The sequence below is a fragment of the Saccharopolyspora sp. SCSIO 74807 genome (assembly GCF_037023755.1).
Classification (GTDB): Bacteria; Actinomycetota; Actinomycetes; order Mycobacteriales; family Pseudonocardiaceae; genus Saccharopolyspora_C; species Saccharopolyspora_C galaxeae.
Map to the genome: position 1 here is coordinate 5,115,777 of NZ_CP146100.1, position 16,848 is coordinate 5,132,624.

At 66.9% G+C, this 16,848-nt stretch carries 19 protein-coding genes and 1 pseudogene; 7 read left to right on the forward strand and 13 right to left on the reverse strand.

Translation table 11 applies throughout. The features are described from left to right. Window positions 1–17 precede the first annotated feature (17 nt). The 9 genes from V1457_RS23435 to V1457_RS23475 all read right to left on the reverse strand — a co-directional run bounded on the left by V1457_RS23435 (window position 18) and on the right by V1457_RS23475 (window position 7,270). A complete protein-coding gene (locus V1457_RS23435) occupies window positions 18–1,232 on the reverse strand; it encodes a cytochrome P450 (RefSeq protein WP_338596864.1) in 1,215 nt (404 codons plus the stop codon). A 32-nt stretch (window positions 1,233–1,264) separates the two neighbouring features. Next, the gene (locus V1457_RS23440) at window positions 1,265–1,651 is read right to left on the reverse strand and encodes a carboxymuconolactone decarboxylase family protein (protein WP_338596865.1); all 387 of its coding nucleotides are present in this window, start codon (window positions 1,649–1,651) and stop codon (window positions 1,265–1,267) included. Beyond that, window positions 1,648–2,571 (reverse strand): NAD(P)-dependent oxidoreductase, encoded by a 924-nt coding sequence (locus V1457_RS23445; protein ID WP_338596866.1) that lies wholly within the window; start codon window positions 2,569–2,571, stop codon window positions 1,648–1,650. The genes V1457_RS23440 and V1457_RS23445 overlap by 4 nt, the downstream gene beginning before the upstream one ends. Before the next feature lie 304 nt (window positions 2,572–2,875). Next, window positions 2,876–3,562: a TetR/AcrR family transcriptional regulator gene (locus tag V1457_RS23450; RefSeq protein WP_338596867.1), complete on the reverse strand. Its 687-nt coding sequence runs from the start codon at window positions 3,560–3,562 to the stop codon at window positions 2,876–2,878. Window positions 3,563–3,650: 88 nt separating this feature from the next. Then, the gene (locus tag V1457_RS23455) at window positions 3,651–4,469 is read right to left on the reverse strand and encodes an SDR family oxidoreductase (protein ID WP_338596868.1); all 819 of its coding nucleotides are present in this window, start codon (window positions 4,467–4,469) and stop codon (window positions 3,651–3,653) included. Window positions 4,470–4,476: 7 nt separating this feature from the next. Further along, window positions 4,477–4,875 (reverse strand): carboxymuconolactone decarboxylase family protein, encoded by a 399-nt coding sequence (locus V1457_RS23460; protein ID WP_200073600.1) that lies wholly within the window; start codon window positions 4,873–4,875, stop codon window positions 4,477–4,479. Window positions 4,876–4,886: 11 nt separating this feature from the next. Then, window positions 4,887–6,086, reverse strand: coding sequence for a cytochrome P450 (locus V1457_RS23465; RefSeq protein ID WP_200073601.1), 1,200 nt, complete (start codon window positions 6,084–6,086; stop codon window positions 4,887–4,889). Between the two features lie 210 nt (window positions 6,087–6,296). Next, complete coding sequence (locus tag V1457_RS23470; protein WP_200073602.1) at window positions 6,297–6,491, reverse strand: ferredoxin; 195 nt, start codon at window positions 6,489–6,491, stop codon at window positions 6,297–6,299. A gap of 119 nt (window positions 6,492–6,610) precedes the next feature. Next, entirely contained in the window at window positions 6,611–7,270 is a 660-nt protein-coding gene (locus V1457_RS23475) for a TetR/AcrR family transcriptional regulator (protein ID WP_200073603.1), read from the reverse strand. 225 nt (window positions 7,271–7,495) lie between these two features. Between V1457_RS23475 and V1457_RS23480 the strand changes: the two genes are divergently transcribed. Further along, a complete protein-coding gene (locus V1457_RS23480) occupies window positions 7,496–8,278 on the forward strand; it encodes a cytochrome P450 (protein WP_338596870.1) in 783 nt (260 codons plus the stop codon). Between the two features lie 84 nt (window positions 8,279–8,362). Here V1457_RS23480 and V1457_RS23485 read toward each other — a convergent pair whose 3' ends face one another. Further along, window positions 8,363–8,557 (reverse strand): hypothetical protein, encoded by a 195-nt coding sequence (locus tag V1457_RS23485; protein ID WP_338605183.1) that lies wholly within the window; start codon window positions 8,555–8,557, stop codon window positions 8,363–8,365. Between the two features lie 45 nt (window positions 8,558–8,602). Between V1457_RS23485 and V1457_RS23490 the strand changes: the two genes are divergently transcribed. The 4 genes and pseudogenes from V1457_RS23490 to V1457_RS23505 all read left to right on the forward strand — a co-directional run bounded on the left by V1457_RS23490 (window position 8,603) and on the right by V1457_RS23505 (window position 11,180). Further along, window positions 8,603–8,815: a type I restriction enzyme endonuclease domain-containing protein gene (locus V1457_RS23490; RefSeq protein WP_233628752.1), complete on the forward strand. Its 213-nt coding sequence runs from the start codon at window positions 8,603–8,605 to the stop codon at window positions 8,813–8,815. Further along, the gene (locus V1457_RS23495) at window positions 8,761–9,132 is read left to right on the forward strand and encodes a hypothetical protein (protein WP_200073606.1); all 372 of its coding nucleotides are present in this window, start codon (window positions 8,761–8,763) and stop codon (window positions 9,130–9,132) included. The genes V1457_RS23490 and V1457_RS23495 overlap by 55 nt, the downstream gene beginning before the upstream one ends. Window positions 9,133–9,984: 852 nt before the next feature. Beyond that, window positions 9,985–10,874, forward strand: a pseudogene (locus V1457_RS23500) (IS982 family transposase). A 117-nt stretch (window positions 10,875–10,991) separates the two neighbouring features. Beyond that, window positions 10,992–11,180 (forward strand): hypothetical protein, encoded by a 189-nt coding sequence (locus V1457_RS23505; RefSeq protein WP_338596871.1) that lies wholly within the window; start codon window positions 10,992–10,994, stop codon window positions 11,178–11,180. 114 nt (window positions 11,181–11,294) lie between these two features. Here the strand turns inward: V1457_RS23505 and V1457_RS23510 are convergent, their stop codons facing one another. Continuing rightward, entirely contained in the window at window positions 11,295–12,005 is a 711-nt protein-coding gene (locus V1457_RS23510) for a creatininase family protein (protein ID WP_338596873.1), read from the reverse strand. A 28-nt stretch (window positions 12,006–12,033) separates the two neighbouring features. Continuing rightward, window positions 12,034–13,407, reverse strand: coding sequence for a helix-turn-helix domain-containing protein (locus V1457_RS23515; RefSeq protein ID WP_338596875.1), 1,374 nt, complete (start codon window positions 13,405–13,407; stop codon window positions 12,034–12,036). 676 nt (window positions 13,408–14,083) lie between these two features. Between V1457_RS23515 and V1457_RS23520 the strand changes: the two genes are divergently transcribed. Next, a complete protein-coding gene (locus V1457_RS23520) occupies window positions 14,084–14,359 on the forward strand; it encodes a hypothetical protein (protein ID WP_338596877.1) in 276 nt (91 codons plus the stop codon). 464 nt (window positions 14,360–14,823) lie between these two features. After that, window positions 14,824–15,954, forward strand: coding sequence for an NUDIX domain-containing protein (locus tag V1457_RS23525; RefSeq protein WP_338596879.1), 1,131 nt, complete (start codon window positions 14,824–14,826; stop codon window positions 15,952–15,954). A gap of 11 nt (window positions 15,955–15,965) precedes the next feature. On the opposite strand, the gene V1457_RS23530 is transcribed toward V1457_RS23525, so the two are convergent. Continuing rightward, entirely contained in the window at window positions 15,966–16,844 is an 879-nt protein-coding gene (locus V1457_RS23530; protein WP_338596881.1) for a helix-turn-helix transcriptional regulator, read from the reverse strand. Window positions 16,845–16,848 lie beyond the last annotated feature (4 nt).

A 16,848-nucleotide genomic window follows, 5' to 3' on the forward strand; every position in this document is an offset into this window, starting at 1 on the left:
CGTCCGCGCGGTGCGGTTTACCAGGTGACCGGCAGAGCCCGGACGCCGTAGTTCGTGCCGTGGGTGTCCATCGGGACATCCGAGGGATCCACGGCCAGCCGCAGGTTCGGGAAACGCTCGATCAGCCGGGGCAGCACGGTCTTGAGCTCGGCCCGAGCGATGTTCTGTCCGAGGCACTGGTGCACCCCGTACCCGAAGGCCAAGTGGCGGCTCATCTTGCGGTCGAAATCGGCCATGTCCGGGTTGTCGAACGCCCGCGGGTCCCGGTTGGCCGCCGGCATCGCCACCACGACCAGATCACCCTCGCGGATCTGCGCGCCGCCGAGCTCCAGGTCTTCCGTGGCCACCCGACCGAGTCCGAATTGGACGATCGTGAGGTAGCGCAGCAGTTCCTCCACCGCGGTGCCGATCTTGGCGGGCTCATCGCGCAGCTGTTGCCACTTCTCCGGCTGGCTGAGCAGCGTCATGATCGACAGGCCCATCATGGCCGCTGTGGTGTCGTGCCCGGCGAACAGCAGCAGCGCACCGACCCCGGTCAGATCCTCGTTGGTCAGGATCGTGCCGCCCTCGTCGGCGATGCGGACCAGCTCGGCCAGCAGACCGGGCGAGTCCGGATTCGCACGCTTCTCCTCGACCAACTTCCCGATGTACTGCAGCAACCACTGCGCACCGGCGTCCCGTTGCTCACGCGGGTTGCTCATGTCCATCATCTGCTCGGTCGCGCCGTGGAACCCGTCCCGGTCCTCGTACGGCACACCCAGCAGCTCGCAGATCACCAGACACGGGATCGGCAGGCACAGCGCCTGCACCAGATCGACCGGCTCGTCGGTTGCGGCGATGGCATCCAGGTGCTCGTCCACGATCTTGTCGATGTACGGCTGCAGACGGTTCTGCACGGACTTCGGGGTGAACTTGCCCGCCAGCAGCTTGCGGTAAGCGCCGTGGTCGGGCTCGTCCATCATCACGAACATCGGAGGCAGCCCACCGCCGCCCTGCTGCTCGGCACCTTCAGGCTCCTCGCCCGGAGGGTTGTCGTGGCGCGGCCGACGGGCACTCATACGCGGGTCGGAGAAGACCGCGCTGCCTTCCTCGAACCGCGTCACCAACCAGCCCTCGGTGCCGTTCGGGAACGTCACCCAATGGACCGGCTGCTCCTCCTGCAGGGTCTGGTACTCGGGCGGCGGATCCAGCGGAGCGTCGCCGTCGCGCGTGGTGGGCATCGACTGAGTCATGTTCGTCCTTCCTCTTCCCGTGGGGATTGCGGTCAGTCCTGGTTCGGTTCCGCGGCCGTGGTGGTCTCCGCGACCGCTCGGGCGATTCCCTCCTGAACCGAGGTGGCGTTGCCCCACCCGACGTAGAACGCCAGCTGCAGCACTGATTCGTGCAGTTCGTCCGGCGTGCAGTCGCCACTGGCGAGGGCGCCGCGGGCCTGCACCTGCACCAGGTCCGCCCGTCCGAACGCGGCGGTCGCGCCGAGCACGAGCAGCCTCCGGTCCCTTGTAGACAGATCGGGCCGGTTCCAGACCTCGCCGAAGAGATGCTCGACCGTCTCCTTCAGAAACGGCCCGCTCTGCCCGTCGAGCGCGGCGCTGAAGCCGGGCCCGTACACCTCGTCCATCACCGCGCGCCCGCGCTGGTACCGGTCGTTCATTTCTCCTCCGCTCCGAGGGTCGCCTTCGCCTGGGAACGGGTGACGTCGACCAGCGGCAGGTCGAGCTCCAGCGCGCTCCCGAGCCGCTGCGCGGCGTCAAGATCCTTGTCCATCAACGGGAAGATCCCGCGCACGACCTCGGCGGCCGCTGCCTGTGCAGCAGGCCCGTCCAGTTCCGTGTCCGTCTTCGACACGCTGCTGAGCAGCGCCTTAGCGCCGGCCTCGTCCAGTCGCTGCATCCTCAGCAGCTGCAGCAGCGTGCTGCCGTTCGGGTCGGCCGTGATGATGACCTGCATGAGCGTCTCCGCTGGCACGCCGGCGGCGTCCGCCAGCCCTGCCGCCTCAGCGACCGCGCGCCAGCAGCCGTAGGTCACGATGTTGCGCGCGAGCTTGGTCGCCATCCCCGCCCCGAGCGGACCGCAGTGCACGACCTCCTTGGCGAAGTCGGCCAGCACCGGCCGCGTCTTCTCGACCGTCTCCGCATCGCCGCCGACCATGGTGACCAGGCCGTTCTCGGCGGCCTTGTCACCCGGAGTGACACCGGAGTCGAGGAAGGCGACACCGGACGCGGCGCACACCTCGGCGAGTTCCCGCACGATCGACAGTTCGACGGTGCTCAGCAGCACGACCGTCGATCCGGGCTGGGCACCGGCCAGCAACCCGGACTCGCCGGTGATTACCTCCCGCGCCTGCTCAGCGGAGACAACGGCGATGAGCACCACGTCGCTGCGCGCGGCCACCTCCGCCGGGGAGCCCAGCAGTTCCGGATCACCCGGCAGCTCGGCGGCCTCCGGGCGAACGTCGTAGACCACCGGCACCCGGCCCCGACGGGCCAGGCTGATGGCGATTCCCCCGCCGATCATGCCGAGCCCGACGACGCCGGCGCGCAACGACCGGCCCTCTGCTGCTCCTGCGTCCATGTCCACTCCGTTCCCCGTACGCGGTCGGCTGGCGGAATCGCAGCCACCGCGCACGCCGGGCGCTGTCGCGAGTCCCTAGCCCTCCGCGCGATCGACAAGCCCGCCCGCAGCACCGCTCCGGGGAATCGCGTCGCCTGCCGCCCGACACGAAGAGTTACCTAACTAAGTTCACTTACAAGTATAGAGGCACCAACAGAACTGGAGGCCAGTAGCGACGGTGACTCCCGTCACACTCGAGTGGAAATCGCGCACCGCGGCACGATGCGGACAGCATCGCGCCCGAACCGCCCGGAAGGCGCCTGGTTCAGTCCTCGTCGTCGGTGATGGTCCGCGCGAGCACCTGCTCGATCGCGGTGTCCGGCGGCTGCGCCCCGTGCTGCGGCTCAGCGCTCACCAGAACGTCCACCAGGCCCCCGGCGAGCCCCGCGACCAGGTCTCGATCGGGCTCCAGCGACAGGCTGTGCTGCAACGAGAGCATCCCGTGCAGTCCGGTCCAGAGCGTGTGCGCGGCTTGTCGAGGTGGGAGGCCGACGGCGTACCCCGCTGCCAAGCACCGCTGAATCCCGCTCCGGAAGCTGCGGGCCACCAGTCGCGACGGGTGCCGGCCGAGCCGCTCCGGATCGACCGCTGGCTGGCGGATCTCGTACATCAACCGGTAGTGACCCGGGTTCCGCATCGCGAACCGACAGTAGGCGTGCACCTGCGCGAGCAGCCTCGCGCGAACGTCCTCCCCGGCCACCGCTTCATCGGCCAGTCGCATGCGGTCGGCCAGCTGCTCGTACTTGTCCGTCAACGCCGCCCACACCAGCTCCGCCTTGTCGCTGAAGTGCAGGTAGATGCTCGGAGCGGCCACGCCCACCTCTTTGGCGACCGCCCGCATGGTCAGCTTCTCGTCGCTGCCCCACTCGGCGAGCAACCGGTTCACGGCCTCGAGCACTTCCACTCGAAGCTGTTCGCCCTGCCCACGGGGACTACGCGGCCGATCGCTCATGGAGCCATGTTCACAGACGCTCTCATCGTGCGGGCATGACACGCCCCGGCCCGGGGACGGTGGGGCCACCCCCGGCCGGGTGTCGCCGTCAGTAGCCGGGTGGGACGGTCGAAGCGGTGAGCAGGGCGCTGCCGCCGTCGACGGGCAGGACCGTTCCGGTGATGAACGCGGCGTCGTCGGAGACGAAAAACAGCGCTGCCTTGGCGATGTCCCAGCCGGTCGCCGGGTACTTCAGCGGGACCATCGCCGCCCGCCCCTCGGCCACCTCGTCCCGCGGTTTGCCACTGGCTTGCGCCACCGAATCCACGCCCATCGGCGTGTCGACCATGCCCGGCGCGATCGCGTTGACCCGCACGCCGTGCGGTGCGTAGTCCAAGGCCAGCGATCGGGTCATCGAGTTCACCGCCGACTTCGACGTCGTGTAGACGATCGCGCTCGGCCCGGCCGCGAAACTCGCCAGCGAAGTGATGTTCACGACCGAACCGGAACCTTGCTCGCGCATGTGCGGCAGCACGTACCGGCAGCTCGACCACATGCCGGTGAGGTTCACGTCGAACCCGCGCTTCCAGTCCTGTTCGGACAGATCCTCGGTGCTGCCGGGCAGGACGATGCCAACGTTGTTGTGCAACACGTCGATGCGGCCCCAGCTGGTGATCGCGGCTTCGGCGATGCCGCGGCAGTCCTCGTCGCGGGTGATGTCGGCCTGGTGCGCCTCGGCCTTGAACCCTTCGTCTCGAACCAGCGCCGCGGTCTCGTCCGCCGACCCGAGTTCGCGGTCCACCACAAGCACCGCAGCCCCTTCACGGGCGTAGGTCAACGCAGCCGCCCGCCCGTTTCCCACGGTCTGTCCCGCGGTCTGCCCGCCGCCGACCACCACGGCGACGCGGCCATCAAGTTTCCCGGTCATCGCAGCCTCACGCCTCCGTCTCGGTGGATCCGGTCTGACCGGTGGTCTCGCGGATGATCGTCGACACGCTCGCCCCACGGGGCACGCCCGCGTAGTGCGCGATCTGCAGCGCCGTCTCCCGCATCTGGTCCGGGCTCAGGTCCCCGGAGTCCAGCGCTCCCCTGATGTGCCAGGGAAGTTCGCGCTCCGCACCAAGAGCCCCCAGAATCCCGAGGGTGATCAGCCTGCGGTCCCGATCGCTGAGCGCATCGTTGGACCACAGCTCGCCAAAAACGACCTTCACCGCGTGCTCCTCGACCGAACGCGGTTCGATCGGAGGCGTCGGGGTGTTCTCGTCGACGCAGGTGACTTCGAGCATGCGTCGCAGTCCGCGCTCTCTGCGGTCATCGAGCGAATCGTTGGTCATGACGGCTCCTTTCACCAGGTGACGGGCAGTTCGTGCAAGCCGTAGGTGAGGTGGGTGTCGAGGAACCGCAGATCGGACTCCGGCACGGCCAGTCGCAGGTCGGGGATGCGGGCGAACAGCTTCGGCCAGGCGACCTGCATCTCCACCCGCGCCAGGTTCTGCCCGAGGCACTGGTGCACCCCGTGCCCGAAGGCCACGTGCCGCCGCTCGGACCGGGCGACGTCCAGGTTCTCCGGGTCCTCGAATACCTCGGGGTCGCGGTTGGCCGCGCCCAGCGAGCAGACCACGCCTTCACCGGCCTTGATCAGCTGGCCGCCGATCTCGGCATCTTCCAGCGCGACGCGGCGCGGCTCGGTCTGCGTGATCGTCCAGTACCGCAGCATCTCCTCGGTGCAGGTGCTGGCCAGCTTGTCCGGATCCGCGAGCAATTTGGCGCGCTGCTCGGGTTCCCGGATCAGCGCCAGCGCACCGAGTCCGAGCATGTTCGAGGTCGTCTCGTGCCCGGCGCCGATCACGAGCACGCCCAACCGGACGGCCTCGTCGAAGGTGATGTCCCCGTTTGGCACGTGCACGTTGACCAGCCGGCTCAGCAACCGCTCGTCGGAGTCACCCCGCTTCTGCTCCGCGTAGCGCGTCAGCAGGTCGACCACCTTCTGATGGGCGGCGATCTTGTCGTCGTACGGGGCCTCGATGTCGGTGACGAGCTTCATCGACTCGTGCAGCACGCTCGTCTCGGACTGGTCGACCCCCAGCACCTCGCAGATCACCGCCGTCGGCACCGCCAACGCGAAGTGCTCGATCAGGTCCAGCGGCCGGGGCTGTCCAAGCATGTCGTCGATCGCGGCTTCGACCAGCTCCGCGATGCGGGGCCGCCAGGACTGGGCCCGCTTCGCGGTGAAGTCCGGGTTGAGGATGCGGCGGGTGGGCAGGTGTTCGTCGCCCTCCTTGCGGAAGAACAGGCCACCTTCCACGTCCGGTTGCGACGGGCTGCTGTTGGGGAAGCCGGCCAACGTGACATCCCCGCTGAACCGCGGATCCAGCAGCATCTGCTGGACCTGGTCATGCCGCGTGAGCAGCCACGGCGAATCGCCGCGCCAGATCGTCACCCGGCGGGGCCTGCCGTCCTCCCGGGCCTCGGCGTAGAGGTCCGGCGGAGCGAACGGACAGCTGCGGGAAGCGGGAAAAGCAGGGTGCTCTGTGGTGCTGGTCATCCCAGAACTCCTAGATGTGTCCACATTGGTGTGAAGAAAAGGCGGGCAACGGCAACGAGATCGACGACCTTCCGACCGTCAGCTCGGGTCGATCGCCCTCACGCACAGGTCCGCGAAACGCTGCGGGAGCGATCACCTCGCGCCGGTGCGTTGAGCCCCAACCCGCGCGCCGTGCGGAGACGGGCCGCGCCCGCTCGCAGCGCGTCAGGGTCATTCGTGCACTGCGATCGCGGCAGCCGGGCACAGCTGCGCGGCGGTGCGAGCGTTGTCGTGCTCGGACTCCGGCGGAGCCTCGTCGAGCAGGATCACGACGCCGTCCTCATCGCGCTGGTCGAAGATCTCGGGGGCGCTCAGCACGCACTGGCCGGCACCGACGCACTTCGCCTCGTCGATAGTGATCTTCAAGATCCGTCCTTCACTGGTGGTGGGTGGCCGAACAACGCCGGCAGTCAGTCAACGCAAGTAAGTTTACACTTGTTAAATGACTGCACGCCACCCGTCCGGACCGTCACAAAGGCACTGAGTCACATAGCCGACAAGCGCGGCAAACCGGTCTTCACCAGCGAGTCCACCAGCTTCTCCACATACACGAACACATCACCCAGCGGCCACACGGCCTCGACAGCAGAGGACAACGTCAACCGCCCGTGCACCGACGACCACACGAACATCGCAGCCTGCTCCGGGGACTGGCTCAGCTCGATGCCCTGCTCCCGCAGCCGCACCACCGCCGCACGCCACCGCTCGGCCAGCTGCTCCGCCGAGCTCGGCACAGTGCGCATTTCGTCAAAGCCCGCCATCCCTGCCTTGAACATGATCCGGAAGTATCCGAGGTTCTCCAGCGCGAACCGGCAGTATGCCTGCGCCACCGCGATCAACCGCTCACTCGGAGCACCGCCCGCCGCCGCCTCGTCAGCAGCGTCCATCGCAGCCACCAACCGCGCGAACCCGTCCTGCTCGGCAGCGCGGCCCAACTCTTCCTTGTCCGCGAAGTGCCGGTAGAGCGCGGGCGCGGTCACACCCGCTTCGCGCGCCACCTCGCGCAACGACAGCGGCAACGGACGCATCCGCTCCTCGTCACCAACCAGACGAACCAACGCCGCCAGCACTTCATCGCGCAGCCGCTCGCCTTGCCCTCGCGGGTTGCGCTCGCGAGGCTCCCGCTCCGGGGCCCGATCTTCCATAGAGGACGAATCGTCTGCGCACATGCACCCAGACTGCCACGTCGCCCCGACGAGGCACGTGCTACCGGCGCCCCACATCGAATGTCCCCGCGAGGCCCCCGTTCACGCTCCCGCGATGCCCGACACCGCACCACGCAAGTTTGGTGGCCCAGGCTCGAACCACGCATCTCCGAAATCGTCGACCAACACCTCGATCTGCTCGACAGCACCGGGCCGGGCGCCGACTTGATCACGCACTTCGCGCTGCCCGTTCCCTCGCTGGTCATCTGCGAACTGCTGGGTGTTCCCTACGGTGACCGCGCCGAGTTCCAAGAACGCACGTCGAAGCAGACGGACACCTCGCTGCCGCGGGAAGAACGTGCGGCACTGGCCCAGGAGGGGCGGGCGTACATGGAGCGGCTGGTCGCCGCCGCGCAAGCCGAGCCGGGCGAGGACATGCTCGGGATGCACGTACGCGAGCACGACGAAACCCTCGACGCCGACGCGCTGACCAACATCGCCAGTCTGCTGCTGACCGCGGGCCACGAGACGACCGCGAACATGCTCGCCGTCGGCACCCTGGCACTGCTCACCCACCCCGACCAACTCGAATGGTTCCGGCAGCACCCGGAACACACCGATCAAGCGGTGGAAGAACTGCTGCGCTTCCTCAGCGTCGCGCATTCCGGCATCCCGCGGATCACCACGCGCGACGTGGAGATCGGCGGGACAACCATCCCGAAGGGCGACCAAGTCCTGTTCGCCCTCTCCCCCGCCAACCGCGACCCCCGGTTCATCGGCGAGCCCGACCGGCTCGACCTCACCCGCAAGCCGGGCGCCCACGTCGCGTTCGGCCACGGCGTGCACCACTGCCTCGGCGCACCACTGGCCAGGATGGAGATGCAGACCGCCTTCCCCGCACTGCTGCGCAGATTCCCGAACCTCGCCCTCGGAATCCCCGAGCACGACATCCGATTCCCGCCACACCACGTCGTCTACGGACTCGAAACGCTTCCGATCGTGTGGTGAACACCCCTGAAGCCAACAGCAGATCCACAGTCGACAGTCGCTCCAGATACTCGTCACGGACAACGGTGTCCGGCACCACCACGGTCACCGCAACTTCCGGAACGTCGCGCGGACGTCCTCGACCACCGCATCGGGATTCTCCCACGGCGTGAAATGACCTCCTCGGGCATGTGCCCCGATGTGCACGGGGTTGAACCACCTTCGCTGCTCGCCGTCGTCGAGGAACACCTGGCTGCTGTCCTCGGTCGTGGCGGCACGACAGGAAACCTTGAGCTGCAAGACGAGGACGTGCTGACGCAGATCGCCCGAGACCTCGTCGGGATCATGCGGCGCGACGTGAAGACCGACTGGACCGTCCGCGACGACGTGCGGGCCAAGCTGCGGTCCTCGATCAAGCAGTTGGTGGTCCAGTACCCACCCGACAAGCAGCCTGAGTCAACTTCACCTCGTCATCGAGCAGGTGGAAGCGATGCTCCCCTGCTATGTCGACACGGATTCGCAAGACCAGGACGGTTGACGCAGCCGGCGGGGAGATGAAGATGCCGGTGATGACTCGAACAGACCACGGTGGCCAGCCGACGATGAAAGCGGCAAACGGCGAACCCATCACACCTCACCAGCGGTGGGCGTACCGCAAAGGTGCGCGCGACCCTGTCACCTGTGTCGATGTCCTCCGGCGTGGTTCCGCCCGCCCTGCGCGAGTGCGCGTGCGTTTCGTCGAGGACGACTACCAGGACCGCGAGGACTGGGTACCGCCGAATCGGTTGAAAGTCCGCTGGGAAGACGTCGCTGCGTGGCAAGAACGAGAAGAGCGCCGGAACGCCGTGCGGGACGCGCGTCATCCGACCAGCTGACTTCGTATCCCCGTTGCTCAGCCTCCACGAGCAGCACGTGCATGATCCGCATTGCGCGTGGCAGGCCATCCTCCGAGACACCGAGGACTTCGCCGGGTTTGCTGAGTGCTGCCAGCAGTGGATGCCATTCGTCCACAGAAGACGGCACGCTGATGCGATCCGCATCCGAGGTCGACTTCGAATTGGAGTGAGACCCGGACACCAGCCGCACACGATACCGCCTGTCTGCCACTACCCCCTCTCGATCCGCTGGCCAGCCGGTACGAGGCCATTGCGCTTCGCGAAGTCGACCACCTTGCGCGTGTCGTCCCTCTGCTCCCGGCTCGCGTCCGCGTGGACCAACTCTCCGTCTCGTTGCAACGTGGCCACCAACTCCGCAGCGACCTTCCGCCGCTTGGCCGTTATGGCTGCGGTGGCGCGGGGCGGCGGCCTCCGGCCGTTGGCTGTCTCGCTCCCGCTACTGGCGTGCTCGTCACCCGCTTCGCCACGGCGCTCGTCCGACGTACCGACGTACCGACCCTCACCAGTCGGTCCGGATGATGACCGTGCTCGAGGTAGTAACGACCGGCATCGGTGATCGTCGCGCGCCAACCATCGCGTCGACTCACCGTCACCAAACCACGGTCGACAAGCGCCCTCGCCGACCGACGAAGAACAACAGCATCCGGGCTACTGAGATCATCCCCTCAGCGATCCTGCGCAGCACCGCAACCTGCTTGTCATTGAGCTTGTCCCACTTCCGCATGCGATCCCCAAGCGGACGGTTGTCACCACTAGATGGTTGATTCCGTGAAGATCACGTGAGGTGGGCCGGGCCCGTAGAGGTGGGAGGAGGGTGTTCAAGATCAATGTGTGACGAAAGAACTGAACACCCTCCTGACCGGACTTTACGTGTTGATCGACGATCACGTCGCCAGGCCCCGAGCGGGGCGGGGCCGTCAGCCGCTGCTGTCCGATAGCGAGCTGCTCACGCTGGCGGTGGCCCAGGTGTTGCTGGGGTATCACTCCGAACGTCGCTGGATCCGTCACATTCGCAGCAGCCCGCCTGGCGGGCGATGTTTCCGTACCTGCCGGAGCAGCCGGGCTACCACAAGCGGCTCAAGGCCGCGGAACCGTTGCTGTGCAAGACAATCTTGGTCTTGGCCGAGCGCTGCCCCTCTTGGTTCGACGATATGTGGATCACTGATGCAACCCCGGTGCCCTGCGGGTCCTCCCGGGAGACGGTCAGACGATCCGATCTGGCCGGGCACGCCGGGTATGGCTACTGCGCCTCGCATTCCCGGTTCTACTGGGGGCTGAAGCTGTACCTGGTCTGTGCCGGTGATGGGATGCCGGTCATGTGGTGCCTGGCCCACCCGAAAATCGGGGAACGCGAGGCACTTGCCGCGTTGCTCGACCACAACCACCACCTGATCCGTCAAGGCCAGATCCTGCTGGCTGACAAGGGCTTTGCAGGCAAGGAGTTCAAACAGGTCACTGAAGCGATGGGGCTGAGGTTGCTGCGACCGGACCGCAAGGACGAGACCTACACCAACGGCAAACTCGGCAGCGTTCGCCAGTGGATCGAGTCGGTCAACCAGACCCTCAAAGGACAGCTTGACCTGGAACGACACGGCGGACGCACCCCCGCAGACGTGATCACCCGCATCACCCAGCGCCTTCTGGCCCTCACCACCGCGATCTGGCACAACTGGACCACCGGCGCGACCAGCAAACGCTCACTCACAGCATTCGACCACTAAAGATCAAGGAATCACTCATCTAGCCCCGAGATTCAAACGTTCACACGTTCACCCCTGATGTGAACCGACGATTCGACGCGCTAAGTCGCCACTCACGCAGGTCCGCCATTGCACAGGGTGCCTTTGCGAGTTCGGGCCAGCGGACTGGACAACTCCGCCACCGTGCCCGGCATCCTGCACGCCTGGCACCAAACCCACACCGGCGACTGGTACGCCCTGACCAGCTTCGAAATCACCAACCGCAACGGCACTGCCAGTCTGGTCACGACCCAGCTCGTAACCGCCGACGCGGTCCGCCCGCGCTAACACAGCGCCGAGCACGACCAGCTAGTGCGGCCGGAACTTATGACGGTTCCGCGACTGCGCAGGATGTGATCCATGGACCGCTCCCCTAACCACCGGGGTCGGATCGGCTGCGTTTCAACGCGCGTCGATCAGCGCGAGGTGCTCGGCGAACGATGTGCTCAAGCTGTCCAGGATGGCTCGCCCTTTGGCCGCGGTAGCTTCAGAGGGGCGACCGATGACGCCGCTGGGGCTGTAGTGCTCGATCCCGAGGGTCAGCAGGTGCGGCCGGTCGTCGGCCTGGTGATCAGCGCGGCGGTAGCTCTCGCCGACGAGGTTCGGGTGAGCGTGTAGCAGTAGCGAGGTCTCGAGTTCACCGGCGTGCATGTCCTCGTGGGACGTGGTGACCGCGCCGACGTGCTCGCGGGCGCGGTTCATGTCGCCCCCGCCAGGAAACAGAACCACGCACCGTTCGTCGGTATTGGCTTGCTGGGTGATGTTGGAGAGGACGTAATTTCCACCGTGCCCGTTGACCAGGACCAGCTTGGTAATGTCCGAGCGGCGCAAGGAAACGCGGATGTCCTCGATCATCGCGACCAGCGTTGTGGCGCTGACGCTGACCGTTCCAGGGAAGGATTCGTGTTCGTGCGAGCACGAAACGGTGATCGGCGGCAGCAGGAAAAGGTCGTAGTCCTCGGCGATCCGTTGCGCGATCAAGCACGCAATGACGGTGTCGGTGGTCAGCGGAAGGTGCTCGCCGTGTTGCTCGAAGCTGCCGACGGGAAGCACGGCGACACGTGCCTTCCGGGCTGCTTCATCGGCGGAAGTGGCAGTGGTGAGCACGTCCACGACTCTCCTCAACTTGCTCGCTTCGGCGTCACGCCAATGTCGTCCGCAGCGTACGGCTCAACTGGGACGCCTGATCGTGCGCGCCCGCATCCGCCAACAGCTGCGACGTTCGACGGAGCTGCCGTGCTGTGCGGTGGGACCGCGTATCGGTCGCGATCGTGAGCGAATGCCGCGCCACGGCGACCGCTTCTTCCGGCTGGTCAGCAACGGCATGGGCAACGGCCAACCGCGCAAGCCCGAGTCCGAGGTCCCGGCGGAAGTCCGCGTGCCAGTTCGCGATGCCCTGCTGGAGCGTGGCCAGCGCTTTGACCGGCTTGCCGAGTTCGACCCAACAGTGCGCGGCTTCCATCTCGACATAGCTCGGCGTGCAATACCGCGCGATGTCGCTCTCGTCGTCGGGCTCGTCGGCCGCGTATCGAAACGCTCGGTCGATGGCGCGCGAACATCCCTCGTAGTCTCCGGCCATGGCGTGCCCGTGCGCTTCCTGACGCAGTGCAACCGCCTTGAGGCGCGGGCTCAGCGTCTCCGAGGACCGCAGGGCCGCCTGAGCGAAGTTGATCGTCAAAGCAGGCTTGTGCGCGTCGCTGGCGATATTGCTCTTGCGCATGTGGATGTACGAAGCCAGGTGTGCGTCCTCGGCCTCGTGGGCGAGATCGAGCGCCGTGTTCGACCACGCCATCGCTTCCTGCAACTTGCCCGCGTCTTGGTCGAGCCATCCCGTGAACTCGGCGAACCGCGCGGCGACGTACAACAGCGACCGGTGGCTATGCCCTTGGCTCTGCGCGAGCAGTCCGTTGGCGAAGCTTGCTTGCTCAGCGGCGACCGGAAGCACCGAGCGGGGACCAACGAGGTTGTCGGTGGTGATGTACTGCTTGAGCGTCATCAGCAACGACTCGGCCAACGCCGGCTCGGTGCGCACATTCGCGGCGGGGACAGGTGGGCCTCCCGGCAGAACTACCGCAGCGTGTTTTGGTGGCACCGGTTCGTCAGCGCTATCGCCCGCGTCGAACCACAGCAGTTCGGGCGGGATGCGCAGCCGCCGGGCGTAATGCCGGAGCTGATCCAGCTCGCGCACCCGGTTCCGCCCGGACTCGATCCTGCTGAGCTGGCTTTGGGTGATGCTCAGCCACTTGGCCACATCGGCTTGGGGCAACGGTTTCCGGCCGTGCGCGGGATGAACGCGGTACGCCCGCACGACAGCTCCCATGTCCTTGCCGGCGAGCGCTTGGCGTAGCCGGTCTTCGGCCCAGAACTCGTCGCCGAAGCGCGGGCCTGCCTCCTGATGATTCTTCGGAACGCGCCGACACGGCGAGCAGACGGGCGCGGCGTTGTCCCGGGCAAGTTTGCTGCCGCATCTCGCACAGTGGCGCGATGTTTCTGAGCGGCTGGCTTCTGACCTCATCAAGATCGCTCCCAGTCGATTCGGGTAGCCATCGTATCTGCCAGGGCCAGCCAGTATGCGCGGTACGCATATTTTTCATGCGCGATCCGGGCAATCGTGCCGGTTGCGCGGCCATAGCTTTTACATACGCCAGCACCAACGACGCGAGGAGGTGCCTTCGAATGCACGGACGACTCGCTGTGGCAGTTTCCTCAGCTCGACCGGAACAAGTTTCCCGTAGTGGTCGTACCGCCAAGCGAACGGCCCGCCTGTACTGGTTTTGCGCTCGTGGAGATCCGCAGCGACGTCACGCTACGCCGGAAAGCCTCTCCGCTCTGCCCGTCAACTCCGCGGTCAAGACCTTGTGCGGGTACGCGGCGACGGTGCCGTTGCCGACGCCGAACGACCGGGTTCCGAAGAGCCGAGCGATCACGGCGCGATGTGGCGCGTGCGTGAAGGTCGCGGAATCACTCCAGGCCCGTGAGGTCGTCTGGGATTCGTGATCGTCCGGTGCCCGCTTGATGTGGCGCGGGCGCCGGGTCGAGGGCCGTGCGGTGCGGATGAAGGCCCCCCGCTTCCGCACCGCGCGGTCCGCACTTCCCGCCGAGAGACGAAGAAGCGCAGGAACCTCCCAGTTCCCGTCCAACCGCCTCAACGAGCACTACTCACCATCCAGGCACGGACTCAAGGAGTTCTGATGATCCAACAGCACACGTCGGCCCCGCCGAAGACCGGTGACGTGGTCGAGCTTGGAAAACAGATCCACGACCGGTTGGGCGAAGTCCTGTTCGCACTTCCGGGCCGCAGCACCGTCACCTACGAAGACCTCGGCGATCTTGGCGCCCGGTTGCGCGGCCTCGCCAAGATCTTCGACCGGTACGCGCCCACCCGCCCGATGGCTGAGCGTCCCGGCTCGGCCACAGCTCCACAGGAGAACGCGCGAGTCTGGGTTTTCCCGGGCCAGCAGCGATAACCGACTCCCGGCAAGAGCGTGTCGTGCTCCCCGACACGAGCGCTCCGGCCGGGCGTGGTCTGTGCCGCCAGGACACCCCTCCACCGGCGGTACAGACCACAACCCCAAGGCGCAGAGCAGGAATCGACATCGGCAGCGCCCCGCATCGCTGCCGGTGCAGATCCCCTGCAGCGCCCGAGCCGGTCTCCGCCCCGAACGAGAACCGGCTGGCAATGCGGGGGCTCGATCACCACGCCCGCCCCGAGCGGGTCTCGCCGCGGCGAGATCCGCGTGTGGTGATCGAGTCCCCAGGTAGACGCGGGCCCGTATTCCGCGCGCACCTCACTACAACCTCATTGCGGGAAGTCTCGACCTTGTCAGCATCCTGACTTGGCTCGACCGCCTACGACTGCCGCGCCGAATGCCTACCGATCCGTGCCGAAGCTCCTACGCAACGGCACACCGTCCTATCAGGAGAGTTGTGCATGAACCGCGGAATCAGTGTGGTGTCGCTGAGCGTCGACAGACTGCTAGGGCACACGTACGGGCAGAGCCTCGGCGATGCATTGGCCACGGCATCCCCGAAAGAGCCGGCCACTGTCGCCGCAGTCGTGCGCACCCACCTGCACACCGCCACCGCGATCGGCGACGACCTGATCCGCCAAGTCGCGGCCGACCTCGCGCTTCCTCCCCGACAGCTCGCCGATTTGCTGCACACACCACGGCCACTGCTGTTGAATCCGACCGCGCGTGCGCTGATCGCGGGGCTCCGCGACGCATGCCCCGACATCCGAGTCGTGGTCTGCTCCAACCTCGCCGCCGCCGACCACACCCACGCGAACGCGGTGCGCGATGAACTCGGCCAGTTGCTGGATGCGGCCTATTTCTCCTGCGAGACCGGCCTGGCGAAAGGCACCGGTCCCCCCGTGTTCGAGCACCTCGCTCGGAGCCACGGCGTCGAAGTCGCCGAGATCGTTCACGTCGGTGACACGCTCCTCGAAGATGTGCAGGCACCGCTGTTGGCCGGAGCACGTGCCCTGTGGGTTCACCCCGACCATGCGCGCATTCCGCGGGTAGCCGGACCGGACCGCTACCGTGCCGTTCCCGATCTGGCCGAGGCGATCTGCGAGCTCCGTGAGTGGATGCCGGAAAGCCAACCTCGCCCCGCGTTGCCGGTTCGCGCCGCAGCGCTGATTCGCGATGCCCAACAACGCATCTTGCTGGTACGCGGTCCCGACGACGAAGACTTTTCGCTGCCTGGCGGCCGGTGCGAGGCCATCGGATCCGATTCGCCACCCACCGCAATGGCCCGCGAAGTCCACGAAGAACTTCGGCTGGCGGTCACGCCCGGCAAGCTTGTGTGGGCCGGCTGGTCCGAAGCTGAATCCGCCACCGGTGACAACAAGATCCACTTCGTGTTCGAGGCGCACATCGTGGGGACCAGCGTCCCGGTTCCGGACGCCGGCGAGGTCGCCGAGATCTGCTGGTCCGGTCACCACGAGGCGCTGCGCCTGCTCCATCCCGCCGAAGCCGACCGGCTGCACCGCATCGGTTGCGACCGCAGCCACGGATGGCAGTACGACACCACCCGCCCACTACGGGCTCAAGGCCCGTAGGGCGTGGTGCCTTACGAAGAAGCTACGCCGGACTGCTTGCGGAGTTCCGTGGAGCTCTGGGCCAACAGGGTTTCCAGTTGTGCGCCAGTGATGGCGGCGTCGCGGAGCTGCGCGAAGAAGTCCTCGTAGGCGCGGACGTCGTCGGGCGAATCGAGACGTTGCTGGGCGGTGAGGGATTCGATGAGGACGTGGTCGTCGTAGAGCAGGAAGTTCGTCAGCGGAAACACGGGCATGGCCGCGGTGAACGGCACGACGCCGATGTCGACCTGCGGGTAGCCGAGCAGGGCAAGCAGCCGGTCCAGTTGACCGGCGAGGGTCCGGGGGTCTCCGAAATGGGTGTGCAGGGCGGCCTCGCCCATGATGATCCGGATCGGTTCTGGCCGGGGCTGGTAGAGGATCTGCTGCCGTTCCATGCGTTTGCCGACGATCTGGTCGATTTCCTCGTCGGCTACCCCGGCGGAAGCTGGGCCGCAAGGGCGGGTGAGAACTTCACGCGCGTAGGCGGCGGTCTGGAGCAGTCCAGGCATCATGGCGGGCTGGAACTCCGCGATGCGCGCCGAGGCGGCATCTTCGTTCGTGGTCGCCTGCTGCTCGGCGACAGCACCGCCGTGCTGGCGGTAGCGCTGGCCGAAGGTGGCGTACTCGATGCGGGCGGCACCGGCGAGTTCGAAGAGCTCGTCCAGTTGCTCGGCGGTGGCGTCGACAGCCTCGCCCCACCGGCGAAGGTCGTCGTCGGTGGGACGCTGGCTACCTTGCTCGAGCTTCGACACCCGGGTCTGGTGCCAGTCCAAATGCCGCGCCAACGCACTGCCGGAGGCAAACGCGGTCGCGCGCAGCTCGCGAAGACGTCGAGCGAGCAGTGCTCGCTGCGGCGTGTTCGGGCCTGGCACGCTC